Annotated in this window: 10 protein-coding genes and 1 pseudogene; 4 read left to right on the plus strand and 7 right to left on the minus strand. The window is 70.0% G+C overall.

Annotated elements, in window-relative coordinates; all coding sequences use genetic code 11:
* Window positions 1–2 precede the first annotated feature (2 nt).
* Window positions 3–1,571 carry an FMN-binding glutamate synthase family protein gene (locus ACIBK0_RS37915; RefSeq protein WP_399090201.1) on the minus strand — a complete coding sequence of 523 codons (1,569 nt, stop codon included), beginning with the start codon at window positions 1,569–1,571 and terminating at the stop codon, window positions 3–5.
* Window positions 1,572–1,912: 341 nt separating this feature from the next.
* Between ACIBK0_RS37915 and asnB the strand changes: the two genes are divergently transcribed.
* Window positions 1,913–3,754 carry an asparagine synthase (glutamine-hydrolyzing) gene (gene asnB / locus ACIBK0_RS37920; protein WP_399090204.1) on the plus strand — a complete coding sequence of 614 codons (1,842 nt, stop codon included), beginning with the start codon at window positions 1,913–1,915 and terminating at the stop codon, window positions 3,752–3,754.
* On the opposite strand, the gene ACIBK0_RS37925 is transcribed toward asnB, so the two are convergent.
* Together ACIBK0_RS37925 and ACIBK0_RS37930 are read right to left on the minus strand one after the other, a co-directional pair.
* Window positions 3,747–4,280: a DUF4232 domain-containing protein gene (locus ACIBK0_RS37925; RefSeq protein ID WP_399090207.1), complete on the minus strand. Its 534-nt coding sequence runs from the start codon at window positions 4,278–4,280 to the stop codon at window positions 3,747–3,749. The two genes, asnB and ACIBK0_RS37925, sit on opposite strands and share 8 nt — an antisense overlap.
* A 164-nt stretch (window positions 4,281–4,444) precedes the next feature.
* A complete protein-coding gene (locus tag ACIBK0_RS37930; RefSeq protein ID WP_399090210.1) occupies window positions 4,445–6,013 on the minus strand; it encodes an alpha/beta hydrolase in 1,569 nt (522 codons plus the stop codon).
* A gap of 277 nt (window positions 6,014–6,290) precedes the next feature.
* Here ACIBK0_RS37930 and ACIBK0_RS37935 point away from each other — a divergent pair, with 277 nt between their 5' ends.
* The gene (locus tag ACIBK0_RS37935) at window positions 6,291–6,947 is read left to right on the plus strand and encodes a chaplin family protein (protein ID WP_399090213.1); all 657 of its coding nucleotides are present in this window, start codon (window positions 6,291–6,293) and stop codon (window positions 6,945–6,947) included.
* A 65-nt stretch (window positions 6,948–7,012) separates the two neighbouring features.
* Here the strand turns inward: ACIBK0_RS37935 and ACIBK0_RS37940 are convergent.
* Window positions 7,013–8,093 (minus strand): annotated as a pseudogene (locus tag ACIBK0_RS37940) (glycoside hydrolase family 76 protein); the annotation flags it as partial.
* 162 nt (window positions 8,094–8,255) lie between these two features.
* A complete protein-coding gene (locus ACIBK0_RS37945) occupies window positions 8,256–8,792 on the minus strand; it encodes a GNAT family N-acetyltransferase (RefSeq protein WP_399090216.1) in 537 nt (178 codons plus the stop codon).
* A 155-nt stretch (window positions 8,793–8,947) separates the two neighbouring features.
* Here ACIBK0_RS37945 and ACIBK0_RS37950 point away from each other — a divergent pair, with 155 nt between their 5' ends.
* Window positions 8,948–10,144 carry an RNA-guided endonuclease InsQ/TnpB family protein gene (locus ACIBK0_RS37950; RefSeq protein WP_399090219.1) on the plus strand — a complete coding sequence of 399 codons (1,197 nt, stop codon included), beginning with the start codon at window positions 8,948–8,950 and terminating at the stop codon, window positions 10,142–10,144.
* A 226-nt stretch (window positions 10,145–10,370) separates the two neighbouring features.
* Window positions 10,371–11,228, plus strand: coding sequence for a GNAT family N-acetyltransferase (locus tag ACIBK0_RS37955; RefSeq protein ID WP_399090222.1), 858 nt, complete (start codon window positions 10,371–10,373; stop codon window positions 11,226–11,228).
* Window positions 11,229–11,700: 472 nt separating this feature from the next.
* On the opposite strand, the gene ACIBK0_RS37960 is transcribed toward ACIBK0_RS37955, so the two are convergent.
* Window positions 11,701–11,985 (minus strand): hypothetical protein, encoded by a 285-nt coding sequence (locus tag ACIBK0_RS37960; protein ID WP_399090225.1) that lies wholly within the window; start codon window positions 11,983–11,985, stop codon window positions 11,701–11,703.
* A gap of 299 nt (window positions 11,986–12,284) precedes the next feature.
* The gene (locus ACIBK0_RS37965) at window positions 12,285–13,034 is read right to left on the minus strand and encodes an MBL fold metallo-hydrolase (protein WP_399090228.1); all 750 of its coding nucleotides are present in this window, start codon (window positions 13,032–13,034) and stop codon (window positions 12,285–12,287) included.
* Window positions 13,035–14,120 lie beyond the last annotated feature (1,086 nt).

Below are 14,120 nucleotides of genomic sequence, written 5' to 3' on the forward strand. Positions count from 1 at the left end.
CCTCAGAAGGCGTCCGGATCGGCGGCGGCCCAGTCCATGTCCCAGGAGGCGGGCGGCTCCTGGAGCAGGACCCCGGGCGCGAGCCACTCGTAGAGCTCCGCGTACGACCGCACAGTCGTCGGGTCCGTACGCCGGAACAACTGGTGAGGCCCGAGCTCGCCCGGATCCCGTACCCCCATGGCGGCCATGATCCGGCTCGCGCTGCGCACGGTCGCCCGCTGGTAGCGGTGCACGCGCTCGGACTTGTCGGCCACGTCCAGGGCGCGGACCCGGCGCGGGTCCTGTGTCGTGACGCCCACCGGGCATCTGTTCGTGTGGCAGCGCCGGACCTGGAGGCAGCCCACGGCGAACAGCATCGCGCGGGCCGCGTTCGTGTAGTCCGCGCCCTGCGCCAGCCGTTTGACGATATCCGCGCCGAGGGCGACCTTCCCGCTCGCGCCGATCCGCACCCGGTCGCGCAGCCCCGCACCGACCAGCGCGTTGTGCACGGTGATCAGCCCTTCGGTGAGCGGCATGCCGAGGTTGTCGGCGAACTCCAGCGGCGCCGCCCCGGAGCCGCCCTCCGATCCGTCGACCACGATGAAGTCGGGCGTGACCCCCTCGGCGAGCATCGCCTTGCAGACCGCGAGGAACTGGCGGCGCGAGCCGACGCAGAGCTTGAAACCGGTCGGCTTTCCACCCGCCAACTCCCGCATACGGGCGAGAAAGCGCACCATTTCACGCGGGGTCGAGAACACCTGGTGGTACGGCGATGAGATCACCGCACTGCCCTGAGGGACGCCGCGCGCCCGGGCGATCTCGGCGTTCACCTTGGTGCCGGGCAGCACCGCGCCGGTGCCGGCCTCGGCTCCCTGGGAAAGCTTCAGCGACACGCACTTGACCTCCGGCAGTGCGGCCTTGTCCGCGAACTCCCGTGCATCGAAGCCCCCTTGGGGAGTACGACAGCCGAAGTACCCCGTGCCGATCTCCCAGATCAGGTCCCCGCCGCCCCGCAGGTGGTACTCCGACAGGCCGCCCTCGCCGGTGTCCTGCGCGAAACGGCCCAGCGCCGCACCTCTGTTGAGCGCCAGGATCGCGTGGGAGGACAGTGCCCCGAAACTCATCGCGGAGACGTTGAGCAGGGCCATGTCGTACGGCTGGGTGCAGTCGGGACCTCCGACGCGGACCACGGGCGGCTCCCGAGGGACTTCGACCGGGAGCATCGACGGTTGGAGGAACTCGTACCCGTCCTGGTACATGTCCCGCTCGGTGCCGAACGGCTCCTCGGCCTCGACGCCCTTGGCGCGCTCATACACGATGCTGCGCACCTCACGGCCGTACGGGCGGCCGTCGTAACTCCGCTTGACGACGTACCGCCGCGGCTCCGGAGGCAGCGCCTCCATGAGGAAGTGGAGGCGGCCGAGCAGCGGATAGTTCCGCAGCAACGAGTGGCGGCGCTGCGCCAGGTCCCACACGCCGAGCACGGTCAGCGCCAGCAGAAGACCCGCGCCGAACCACCACCACGGTGAGACGGCGCGCACCAGGACCAGCGCCCCGGCGGCGCCGAGGGCGACGAGCAGCAGCAAGAGCATCCGGCGCACACCATGAGTCAAACCCATGGGAGGGAAAGGGGCGAAAGCGAGCATTCCGCTCGGGCTGATCCCGGTGGTTGGGCAAGTCTTTGCCCATGGCCGATTCCCGTGGGACGCGGCCGGGCGCAGGCCCAGTGCGCGGGTCCGGCGAGGGCAAAGCGCGGCCGAAAGAGTGGGGGTGACTGGACCGATCGGATTACGGACGTGTTGACGGCCCTGCGCACATGAAACAGTCTCATCATATAGCTGCTGAATACAACTGGTTCTGTGGAAGCGCTCCGTCCCCGGAAAACCACAGGTCGGCGCCGCGCTCCACGTGAACCGGACGCAGGAGGTAACGCATGTGCGGCATCACCGGCTGGGTCTCCTTCGACCGCGACCTGCGCACCGAGACCGGGACTTTGGATGCAATGACCGAGACGATGTCCTGCCGCGGACCCGACGACCAGGGCACCTGGGTCGACGGTCCCGCCGCCCTCGGACACCGCAGGCTCGCCATCATCGATCTGCCCGGCGGGCGCCAGCCGATGACCGCCGAGACGCCGGACGGCACCGTCGCGCTGGTCTACTCGGGGGAGACCTACAACTTCACCGAGCTGCGCCGCGAGCTGTCCGACCGCGGGCACCGCTTTTCCACCGACTCCGACACCGAGGTCGTCCTGCGCGGCTATCTCGAGTGGGGCGAGCGGCTCCCCGGGCGGCTCAACGGCATGTACGCGTTCGCCGTCTGGGACGGTCGCCACGACAAGCTGGTGATGATCCGCGACCGCATGGGCATCAAGCCCTTCTACTACCACCCGACGCCCGACGGCGTCCTGTTCGGCTCCGAGCCCAAGGCGATCCTGGCCAACCCGCTGGTCCGCCCCCGGGTCCGCCTCGACGGCCTGCGGGAACTGTTCGCACTGGTCAAGACGCCCCGGCACGCCGTGTGGGACGGCATGCACGAGGTCGAGCCCGGCACCGTCGTCACCGTCGACCGCAGCGGACTGTGCCGCCATGGCTACTGGCAGCTGGAGACCCGGCCGCACACCGACGACCGCGACACCACCATCGCCACCGTCCGCTCGCTCCTCGAGGACATCGTGCGCCGCCAGCTCGTCGCCGACGTGCCGCGCTGCACCCTGCTCTCCGGAGGCCTCGACTCCTCCGCCATGACCGCACTCGCGGCCCGGCAGCTCGCCGAGCACGGCGAGAAGGTCCGCAGTTTCGCCGTCGACTTCGTCGGCCAGGCCGACCACTTCGTCGCCGACGAACTGCGCGCTACGCCCGACACGCCCTTCGTGCACGACGTGGCCCGCGCCTCCCGCACCGACCACCAGGACATCGTCCTCGACTCGCACGCCCTCGCCGATCCGGACGTACGGGCGAAGATGATCCGAGCCCGTGACCTGCCCATGGGCTTCGGTGACATGGACGCCTCGCTCTACCTGTTGTTCCGGGCCATCCGCGAGCACTCCACGGTCGCGCTCTCCGGGGAGTCGGCGGACGAGGTCTTCGGCGGCTACCTGCAGTTCTTCGACGAGGAGGCCCGCCGTGCCGACACCTTCCCCTGGCTCGTGCGCTTCGGGCAGCACTTCGGCGAAGACGCCGAGGTGCTGCGACCGGACGTCGCCGAGGCGCTGGACCTGGAGTCGTACATCGCCGAGGGCTACCGCACGGCCGTCGCCGACGTTCGGCGCCTCGACGGCGAGAGCGACTTCGAGTACCGCATGCGCCGCATCTGCCACCTCCACCTGACCCGCTTCGTACGGATCCTGCTCGACCGCAAGGACCGCGCGAGTATGGCCGTCGGCCTGGAGGTCCGGGTGCCGTTCTGCGACCACCGGCTGGTCGAGTACGTCTACAACACGCCCTGGTCCCTGAAGTCCTTCGACGACCGGGAGAAGAGCCTGTTGCGGGAGGCGACCGTGGACCTGATCCCGAAGTCCGTGTACGACAGGGTCAAGAGCCCCTATCCGTCCACTCAGGACCCCAAGTACGCGATCGCCCTCCAGGAGCACGTCAGGGACCTGCTGGCCCGCCCCTCGCACCGGGTCTTCGACCTCGTCGACCGCGAAAGGGTCCGCCGGGCCGCACACCGCGACACGCCGCAGATCACGCAGGCGTCGCGGCGCGGCCTCGAACGGACCCTCGATCTGGCGCTCTGGATGGAGATGTACGCCCCGGAAGTGTCGCTCAGCTGAGACCGAGTGCCTTGTCCGCAGCGGCCACGGACGACTTCCACCACGTCGTCACCGGTTCCCACACGAGGACGGCGTCACCGGCGCCCAGCTCCTTCGCGGTGAAGGACCGTCCGAGGTACGCAGGGTTCGCGGAGACCCCGACGGAGTCCACCCGGCGGGCCTCCGGGTCGGCCCGATCGGCGATCGTCCGCACGGCCGCGTACGCCGTCCTGCCCGCGCCGACGCGGTAGGGCCCGCTCTCCCCGGCGGGAGTCGGCAGAGCGGCGCCGTCGAGGTCGCCGAAGGTGACGGTGGGGATCCGGTCGACGGTGCAGGCGCGCGTGGAGAGGTTGGTGACGCCGATGTGCACGACGGTGGAGTTCGCGGACTGCTCGGCCCGTAGCTTGAGCGCCTTCTCCGCACACTTCGCGGGCTGAGCGGCCTTCAGGGCCTGCGCACTCCGCGGTGCGGCCGAGCCGCTCTGCGGCACGGCCAGGAGCAGCGCGGTGGCGGCTGTCGAAAGGACGAGAACGGTTCGGATGCGCATCGGTGGAGTTCCCCCTGGTGTGGTCACCTGCAGCTACGGCGCGCCCGGTCGCGGCGACGCCTGCTCACTCCGACGGCCGGGATGCACGAGGGGTTGTAGGTGAGTTGGGTGCGAGTCGTCCGTGTTACGTGGTTGTGGCACTTCCCGGCTCGTGGAACCCAGGTTCAGTCGTCGGATTCCTGCCCGCACGAGCTGCCGCTGTCCGGCAGGGACCCGTACAGCAGGAAGTCGTCGACCTTCTGGTGTACGCACTTGGAGGACGTGTAGCCGGTGTGCCCCTCGCCCCTGTTGTCGAGCACGACGGCCGACGAGCCGAGCCGCTTGGCGGTCTCCAGGGTCCAGCGGTACGGGGTCGCAGGGTCGCCCCGGGTGCCGATGAGCAGCATCTTCGGGGTGTGGACGTCGCGCACCTTGTCACGGATGTAGTCGGTGCCCTTGGGGCGCCCATAGCACAGCAGCACCTGGGTGAGCCGGAACTGGCCGAAGACGGGGGACGCCTCCTCGTACGAGGCGCGGAGCCTGTCGATGTCCTTGGTGACCTGCTCCGCGGTGGGCCGGTCGGGGTCGTCCGCGCAGTTGATCGCCATCAGGGCGGCGGGAAGGTTGTCGATGGGGATGTCCTGTTCGTCGACGAGGCCGCCGCCCTGGCGGGCAGCCGCGGCGGCGCCCGGGAAGGCGACGCCTCCCGACAGCTGCGTGAGTCCGCGGGTGTCACCGTCCTCGACGAGTTGCTCGAGGGCCCGCTCGAGCGTGGGCCAGTAACCCTTGCTGTACATCGCCTGGCTGAGGGCGCCCACGAGGTCCTGGCCGGAGAACTGCTGGCCGAGGTCGGTGGGGACCGGGTCCTTGTCGAGCGAGTCGACGAGCTGGACGACCTGCTGTCGCGCGCTGCGCGGATCCTGCCCGAACGGACAGCCCATGTCCTTCGTGCACCAGGTGAGGAAGTCCTCAAGGGCGGTCTGCTGCGCCTCCGCGCTCACCAGGCCCTGTTCGGACAGCGGTTCGGTGAGCGTGTCCACTCCGTCGAACACCAGCCGGCCGGTCCTCTTGGGGAATTGGGACGCGTACACCGCGCCCAGCCGCGTCCCGTACGAGAATCCGAGGTAGTTGAGCTTCTTGTCGCCGAGCGCCTGGCGCATGACGTCCATGTCCCGGGAGGCGTTGACCGTGCCTATGTGTGGCAGTACGGGACCGGAGTGCTTGGTGCACAGCTCGGCGGCCTTCTTCACGACCTTGAGGGCGGCCTGCGGATCACTGCTGTCGGCGTTGCCGTCGATCGCGTTGGAGGCCTCGTCGGCGCCCTCGCCACAGCTGACGGGTGAGGACCGGCCGACGCCGCGGGGGTCGAAGGTCACCACGTCGTAGCCGTTCGTCAGGCCCATGAAGTCCTTGCCCGCGAGGGCGAGCTGGCTGATCCCTCCCACTCCGGGGCCGCCGAAGTTCAACAGCACGGAACCCCTCGACTTGCCCGTGGCCCGATATCGGGCCAGCGCCACGTCGAGCGTCCCGGCATCCGGGTGCGCGTAGTCCAGCGGGACGGTCACCTTTGTGCACTGCAGGTCCTTGGGCATCCCGCCGCCCTTGCACGCCGACCACGTGATCTTCTGGCGGTAGAAACGGGACAGATCCGGGCCGTCGGCGGCCGTCGCCACCGCGGGCAGCCCGGCCGCCAGCAGGGCCAGGGTCACGGTCGCCGCTCCGGCGAACGCGCAGCGTTGGTGCACGGACAGCATGCATGCCTCCAGGGACCCCCGGCGGTGGACCGGCGATACCCCCTCGCTCACGATAAGCGCGGGTCCGGAGCTACGCCTCTGGGCGAGCGGAAGGGGCCGTCGTGCCATGGCCCGCGCGCCGCGCGACGGCCCGTTCCCTCGCACGTCTCGCACACCAGATCGAAAACCGTGCCGCTCGAAGGGGTGAAAGACCGATAAGCCATAACTCGGATGGTTGTTCCGCGTTTTACGCCATGCGGGCGAGTGCCCGCGACCATGTCTGGAAGGCAGGGAACCTATGAATCGGGTTACCCGAAATGGTTTGATCGCCGCTGCCGCCGCCTCGGGCGCGCTGGCCGTGACCATGCCGGCGTACGCCGACTCCGGGGCGGACGGTGCCGCGGCAGGTTCGCCCGGGCTGATCTCCGGCAACACCATCCAGCTTCCGGTGCACGTTCCCGTGAACGTGTGCGGGAACACGGTGAACGTGGTGGGGCTGCTCAATCCGGCCGTGGGCAACAGCTGCGCCAACGAGAGCGACGGTGGCGGGGCCGGGCAGCCCGGCCCGATGCACGGCGGTGCCGTCGCGCATGGAAGCGGAAAGGATTCGCCGGGTGTGCTCTCGGGCAACGACGTACAGCTTCCGGTGCATGTGCCGGTGAACGTCAGCGGCAACTCCGTGACGGCGGTCGGTCTCGGCAGCGCGGCGATCGGCAACGAGTCCACGAACACCTCAGGGGGTGTCCCCCACCACCCCGTCGGGCCCCCCAAGCCGTCCACCCCGCCCAAGGCGCACCCGCGTCCCCAGGCGCCCCGGCACGCCCCGCATCAGCCCGTCGCCTCCCTCGCCCACACCGGCGCGGACCAGACGGTGCCCGCGATCGCCGGGAGCGCGGCCCTGCTCCTGGGCGGGGCCGTCCTCTACCGGCGGTTCCGGCCCGCCTCGGTGCGCTGATCCACGGCACACCGAGGACGGAAGGCCCCACCGGGCCCATGACCGGTGGGGCCTCCTCGGCTCCCTCACCCGGCGGCGTTCAGCAGATCGACAGCGCTCTGCTGCCGGGCCGCGTCGATCCCGTCCAGGGGGCCTGACCAGCGCAGACCGTACTGATCGAGGGCGTTGCGGTCTTTGCCGTACGCGACGTCGGCCTGCCTCCTCAGATACGTGGTGTACGGATGGTCGGGCAGGGCGGAATCGAGCTTGCCGAGATTGCGCAGATGGGCGCCCTTGAAGGACGGGCCGTCCGCTCCGCAGTCCCCGCTCTCGCACGGGTCCCGCAGAATCCCGTCCGCGGTGTTGAGGGTGGACGAGGTGGTGGCCGCGTCCGCGATCTGCCGCGCTGTGGTGAGCGGCGCGTCGTCGCCGGTCGCACGGTTCAGCTCGGTGAGCGCTCCGAGGAGTACGCCCTGGTTGTACGACCACACGTCGCCGCCGTTGTTCCGACAGGTCGACAGGCTGATGCCGTCGTTCACCAGGTGCGCGGAATTCACCATGCCCGTCGACCGGAACCAGGACCAGCCGGCCCGGGCGCGCGAGATAGCCGCTGTCGCGGGGGATGCGGTTGTGCAGCGCCGCGTTGAGCTGGATGTAGAGCGAGTTGGCGATCGCGTTCTTGTACGTCCTCGCGGTGCTCCACCACACCCCGCCGCCGCACGTGGTGTCCCAGTACGCGGCCATGTGGTCGGCGTCGGCCCGCGCGGTGTCCAGGTAACGGCTGTCGCCGGTCAGGTCGTACGCCGCCACCCAGGCGAGTCCCCACCAACCGGTGTCGTCGATGTAGTCGTTGCGGAACTGCCCGCCCTGTGCGTCCAGTTGGCGATCGTAGGTGGTGGCGACGGCGTACCGGTAACTGCCCATGCCGGTGACCCGGATGTTGTCGATCACGGCGGTGAGCGCGTTGGCCGAGTTCCACCAACCGGCCGTGGCGAACAGGCCGGTGGAGTTGTCGTAGAACATCATCTGGGACGTCGCGGCGGCCGTCCGCCGCTCGCCCGCGTTCCATGTCGTACGCGCCCACGCGGTGCACGCGATGTCGCTGCGGTCGCCGGCCTTGCCGCAGGCGCGCAGGGCTCCGACGCCGTGGCTGTTCCAGTCGTCGACGGTCGTTGTGGGTGCGGCCGCGGACGGCTGGGGAAGGGCGAACCCCGCAGAGATGGCGAGGACGAGGGGGAGGGCTCTTCGCAGACAGCGCGACAGGTGAGACAACGTTGTCATCACGGGTCGACCTCTGATCGAGAGGGAGAGTGAGAGCGCTCTCGGAAGTTAGCCGCGTGACGCGTCCGCGTCAATGTCATCGCGCAGGATGCTGTACCGCACTCCGTCGCGCCAGCGTCCGTCGCGGAACACGACGCTGCGCAGCACGCCCTCACGGGTGAATCCGGCCTTCTCCAGAGCGCGTTGCTCGGCGATGTTGTCCGACTCGGTGTCGGCCTCGATGCGCATCACGTGCGTGTGGGCGAAGAGGTACCGGACCAGCTGCCGCTGCGCTTCGGTCCCCACGCCCTTGCCGCGCGCCTCCGGGAGCAGAGCGATTCCCATGTTCCAGTAGTGCGTGGTCCGGCTGGAGACGATCTTCCGCCAGGCGACGAAACCCAGCCGCTCGTCGTCCCGCACGACCATCAGCTGGCCCGAGTCCTCGGTGATCAGGCCGGTCTCCGCCCACTGGCGTCGCCAGCGCCGGAGGTCCCACCAGCCGAACCACTGGAAGGGTTCGGCTGTCCGCGGCTCCATCAGGAACCGCTCCATGGCGGGCAGGTCGTCTTCGGCCACCGGGCGCAAGGTCACGCGTTCGATGCTCATCTGGTTACCTCCGTGGATACTCCGCCCTTCAGGGCGGAGAGGAAGCGGACTCCTGCGGAGCCGGGCAGGGGAAGACGATTCGCCCTGAGGGCGGATCACCGTTCAGCCCCAACTGCCTGCAGGGGAGGGCAGGTTGATTTGATAGTTTGTGAGTTGTGAAGACTGGCCCTGTGAAGCGGGCGTATCGGTACCGCTTCTATCCGACTGATGTGCAGGCGGTTGAGCTGTCGCGCACGTTCGGGTGTGTGCGGAAGGTCTACAACATGGCGCTCGCCGCGCGTAGCGAGGCGTGGGCGCGGCAGGAGCGGGTCAGCTACAACGCCACGTCGGCGATGTTGACGGCGTGGAAGAGGAGCGAAGAGTTCGCCTATCTGGGTGAGGTGTCGTCGGTGCCGTTGCAGCAGGCGCTGCGGCATGTGCAGGCGGCGTTCACGAACTTCTTCGGCAAGCGGGCCAGGTATCCGCGGTTCAAGAGCCGGAAGAAGTCGCGGAAGTCTGCGGAGTACACCACCAGCGGGTTCCGCTTCCGTGAGGGGAGACTGACGCTGGCGAAGATGAGTGAGCCGCTGGCGATCGTGTGGTCCCGGCCGCTCCCCGTGGGCGCGGAGCCGTCCACGGTGACCGTGTCCCAGGACAGTGCGGGGCGCTGGTTTGTGTCCCTGCTGTGTGCAGACCCCGACATCACGCCGCTGCCCGCGACGGACACAGCGGTCGGTATCGATGTCGGCCTGGACCATCTGGTGACCCTGTCCAACGGGGAGAAGATCTCCACCCCGCGGTATGAGCGCCGCGACCGCGCCCGCCTTGCCCACGCCCAGCGGGCGCTTGCCCGCAAAGCCAAGGGTGAGGGGGCTAACCGGGCCAAGGCCCGGCGCAAGGTCGCCCGCATCCATGCCCGGATCAGCGACCGCCGCAGGGATCACCTGCACAAGCTGACAACTCGACTCGTGCGCGAAAACCAAACGCTCGTGATCGAGGACCTGAGTGTGCGCAACATGGTCAGGAATCGCAGTCTGGCCCGCGCGATCAGTGACGCGGCGTGGGCGGAGTTGCGGAGCATGCTGGAGTACAAGGCCGCCTGGTACGGGCGGGAAGTGATCGTGATGGACCGCTTCTTCCCGTCCTCCAAGCTGTGCTCCGCCTGCGGCAGTCTCCAGGCGGAGATGCCGCTGAATGTCCGGTCCTGGACCTGCGACTGCGGGACGGTCCATGACCGGGACGTGAACGCGGCCAACAACCTCAAGGCCGCCGGGCTGGCGGTGTCGGTCTGTGGAGCTGGTGTAAGACCTCAACGGAGTACTCCGGGCGGGCAGTCGGCGGTGAATCAGAAACCCTCACAGCGCGAGCCGTGAGAATCCCCCTCGTTCACGAGGGGGAGAAGTCAAGAAGGGCAACCCTAGGCTGCACGGGCGGTCGGCGACGCCGGAAGAGGGATCCGCTCAGGTATACGAGGGATGCCAGCCAAATCCCCTCCCACACCCGGTGATTGCCGCTGCGAACGGCGTGGAGATCGGGAAGGATGCTGCGGGTGCGACCGACCACCGCACCACCGCGACCCGTATGGAATGGAGCGTCCACATGACCTCTCCGGGACCCGAAGATCTCGTCGTCTCTCACGCCTCGCTCGACGACTGGAAGGTGGTCGGCGGATGGGCGGCGGACGAGGGTTGGAATCCCGGGCTGTCCGACAGCGCGAGCTTCTTCGCCCAGGACCCTGAGGGCTTCTTCATCGGCCGCATCGGCGAAGAACCCGTCTCGGCCGTCTCGGTGGTCAACTACGGCGCCGACTATGCCTTCCTGGGGTTCTACCTCGTACGCCCCGACCTGCGCGGCCGGGGCTATGGCATCACCACCTGGAAGACGGCCCTCGCGCACGCCGGCGGCCGCACGGTCGGCCTCGACGGCGTGGTCGCGCAGCAGGACAACTACCGTCAGTCCGGATTCGAGCTCGCCCACCGCACCGTCCGTTTCGGTGGAGTCGCCCCCGTGCGGGAGGTGCCGTCGGGAGTCCGGCCCGCCGAGCAGGCGGATCTCGCGGCGATCACGGCGTACGACAGCGCCTGTTGTCCCGCCGACCGCCCGCGCTTCCTGGAGCGGTGGCTGACCGGGCCGGGCCACCGTACCTTCGTGCGCCTGGCCGACGACGGGCACCTCACCGGCTACGCCGTGATCCGCCCGGCCCGCGACTCCCTGCGCGTCGGACCGCTGTTCGCCGACACCGCCGAGGACGCCCGGGCGCTGTTCGCCCAGTTGTCCGCCCTCGCCGCCGGGAGCGAGCTGGCCATCGACGTCCCCGAGACGAACGCCGCGGGCATCGCCCTTGTCGAGGAACTCGGCCTCGCCCCCTCCTTCGAAACGGCGCGTATGTACACGGGCCCGGTCAGGCCGTTCGCCCAGGAGCGGGTCTACGGCGTCACGACGCTGGAGCTCGGCTAGGCGGTTCGTCGTGGGCCTGCGCCGCGGTGCGACAGGCGGACGCGCGCCACATCAGCCGGCTGGGTGTGATCCGTGACGTCGACGCGCCGACGGGCCGGACCCTGCGGCGGAGATCCGTGCGGGGAAGGCGCGTCGGCGCCCCACGGCCACTGCGGTCGGCGCGGCCGCGATCAGCGGGAGCGATGTCCAGGGGAGTGCTCCGGCACCCGAACGCTTCAGGACGAGCGCGCCGGTGAGGGAACCGGCCGCGATCCCGCGTTTGCGGACGGTGGTCTGCAGCGACGTGGCCACGTCACCGTGGGCCGGGCCGGACGCGTCGACCAGCGCGGTCTGGATGAGGGTGGGCGCTCCGCCGAACGCGCCGCCCCACGCGGCGACGGAGCTGCGGAGTACGGCGGGGGCCCGCGGGTGCCCGTCGGCTCGCCGGGGAAGGCCGGCACCCGCCGCCGCACCCAGCCCGCGAGTGTGAGGGTCAGCACGGCCAGTACGGTGAAGGCCGCGCCCTGGCCGAGGACTTCGGCCGGTGCGGTGAGCGCGGACACTTCCTTGACAGTGCGAAGGTGATGCCCGCCGGCACGAGCGCGATGGGGCGACCGCGCCGCTCGGCCGGAACCATCCGGGCCGCATACCCGACGAGCATCGCCCACAGCGTGCGGCCCATGACCCCGGCCACGAGCCGGGCCACGAAGGTCAGCGGGTACGAGGACGACAGGGCGGTGAGCACGTTGCAGCAGGCGAAGCCCACGAGTGTCCCCATCGGCACCTGGCGGCCGGGCAGATCGCGCAGCGCCGCCGTGCGCGGGGCGGCGGCGAGGAGGAGGTCGGCGCGTAACGGGTCACCAGGAACCCGGCGCGCCCGTCGGAGACGCCGAGATCTGAGGCCGTCGGGGACAGTGCCCCGCGGGCAGCAGTTGGGTCATAATGGCGCGGAAGGCGGCCGTGGACAGGGCGAGCAGACCCGACAGCGGGAGCGCGTAGGCGGGCAGGGCGGTGCTGCGCCGGCCCGCAACCGGGACGCGTTGCCGGCCCATCCGGCGGCGGTTCAGCCGGACCGCGTCAGCCGGCCAGCTCCCGTGCGCGTGCGGCGGCCTCGCGCAACGGGCCGCGGTACAGGGGACCGTGACCCGGGAGCAGGACATCTGCCGCGAGAGCTTCGATGCGCCCGAGCGACGCGCGAGCACCGTCGCGGTCTGCGTCGAACATCGTCGGCAGCAGCTGCGGGCCCCGTACACGTGAAGTCGGGTGACCGCTGACCAGGGCGTCACCGGAGATCACGATTCCGGCATCGGGCAGATGGTAGACGCAGTGACCCGCGGTGTGGCCCGGCGTGTGCACCGGAAGCGGACGGCCGGGCAGGTCGAGCGGCCCCTCCTTGGGGAACGCCTCGGGCCGGGTCATGTGGACGTCCGTGGTCCCGCCCGACCGGATGGCGTGAACCGCCCACGGCAGCACGCCGGGGCGCCATGCCTGGCGCATCACCTGCCCCACACTGACCTGCTGGAGGAACTCGCGTCGCGCGTGCGGCAGTTCCGCCTCGTGCAGATGGACCGGGATGTCGTAGGTGGCGCTGAGGTACTCGGCGGAGCCGAGGTGGTCGTTGTGCGCGTGGGTGATGAGCACGGCGCTGACTGCCTCGGGCGCGTGGCCGAGTGCCTCCAACGACGCGAGGAGTTCCTGGCGGTCCCCGGGATACCCCGTGTCGATCAGAGTGACGGCGTCGCCGTCGGTCAGGACCACCCAGTTGGTGTTGCTGCCGTGGACCAGATGAACTCCGGCGGCCGCCTCAACGATCGCATCCTCGCGCATGACCATCCCGACGCTTGAAATCTGTTCACGGCCGAAGGGGGCCGCGTCAGGGCGAAGGTATCGCGAGCGCAGGGGCGGGCCGCCGCCGCCCTCACGGACACCACGCGCCTGGTGGCCGAAGGTGAACGGCCCGTTCCGGCAAGGGACTTGACGCGGGACAGACAAGACCGCTCCCATATGGCGAGTCTCGTTGACTTTTGTTCGAGTCTGCGAATAAACCGCTCAAGGGAGAGCCGTATGTCCCCTATTTCGAACACGCTGTGTCTCACACGCCTCTTGAGACGCGCAGGCATTCATTGCGCCGTCCTCCTGCTCGCCGTCGCCGGGCTGGCCGGACTCGGACGCCCGGCCGCACCACTGACGGCCGAGCCGACAGCGGTCAGCACCAACCAGATAACTGGGGCTTCGACTACAAGTCCCTTCACCCCGCGGCAGCCTGGTCCGCCCCGCCGAGCTCCGCGCGGCCCGGGCGGCGGGCGATCCCGAGGCCCTGCACCAGGCCGAAGTCGCGGCGGTCCAGGAGGCGGTGGCCTTCCAGCGCAGGATCCGTTCCACGGTCGTCACCGACGGGGACTTTCCCCGCGAGGACTTCCGCGGCGCCGTCTTCGACGCCGTCTCCGGTTTCCGTCGTACACAGGAGGTGACACCCGAGGGTCTGGCCGGCTGGGTGGCGGAGTCCCTGCCCAAGGCCAACGGCCCGCTGCTCGCGGACTGGGCTGCCCGGCTCGCCCAGCTGACGGTGATCGCTCCCAAGGCATCGCTGCCGTCCCCGGCCTACCTGGCCGCCACCACCTTCGACCCCGAACTGGTCGGCTCCGGCGGCCCGGCCTCGGCCCGCGAACTCGGCGAGGCCCTCGCGGAGATCATCCGGGCGGAGATCCAGCTCCTGGTGTCCCGCGGTGTCCGCCTGATCCAGCTCGACAACCCGCTGCTGCTCGGCCAGGTCGCCGCCGAACCCGCCGCTCCCGGTGCGCTCTCCTTCGAGGACGCGCTGGCCGTGGAGGCCCTGGCGGCACGGCGGTGGAGACGCTCGCCCGCTACTGCTGGGGCAACGAGTTCTGAGCCGGTGGCCCGCAGGGGAGCCGG

This window comes from Streptomyces sp. NPDC050564, from assembly GCF_044457265.1.
In the GTDB taxonomy this organism is placed as follows: Bacteria; Actinomycetota; Actinomycetes; order Streptomycetales; family Streptomycetaceae; genus Streptomyces.

What these genes read in the sequence shown, in the direction of transcription:
- ACIBK0_RS37930 (WP_399090210.1), bottom strand. Translation starts at nt 6,013, where the DNA reads ATGCTGTCCGTGCACCAACGCTGCGCGTTCGCCGGAGCGGCGACCGTG.
- ACIBK0_RS37915 (WP_399090201.1), bottom strand. Translation starts at nt 1,571, where the DNA reads ATGCTCTTGCTGCTGCTCGTCGCCCTCGGCGCCGCCGGGGCGCTGGTC.
- ACIBK0_RS37955 (WP_399090222.1), top strand. Translation starts at nt 10,371, where the DNA reads ATGACCTCTCCGGGACCCGAAGATCTCGTCGTCTCTCACGCCTCGCTC.
- ACIBK0_RS37965 (WP_399090228.1), bottom strand. Translation starts at nt 13,034, where the DNA reads ATGCGCGAGGATGCGATCGTTGAGGCGGCCGCCGGAGTTCATCTGGTC.
- asnB (WP_399090204.1), top strand. Translation starts at nt 1,913, where the DNA reads ATGTGCGGCATCACCGGCTGGGTCTCCTTCGACCGCGACCTGCGCACC.
- ACIBK0_RS37945 (WP_399090216.1), bottom strand. Translation starts at nt 8,792, where the DNA reads ATGAGCATCGAACGCGTGACCTTGCGCCCGGTGGCCGAAGACGACCTG.
- ACIBK0_RS37935 (WP_399090213.1), top strand. Translation starts at nt 6,291, where the DNA reads ATGAATCGGGTTACCCGAAATGGTTTGATCGCCGCTGCCGCCGCCTCG.
- ACIBK0_RS37925 (WP_399090207.1), bottom strand. Translation starts at nt 4,280, where the DNA reads ATGCGCATCCGAACCGTTCTCGTCCTTTCGACAGCCGCCACCGCGCTG.
- ACIBK0_RS37960 (WP_399090225.1), bottom strand. Translation starts at nt 11,985, where the DNA reads ATGGGGACACTCGTGGGCTTCGCCTGCTGCAACGTGCTCACCGCCCTG.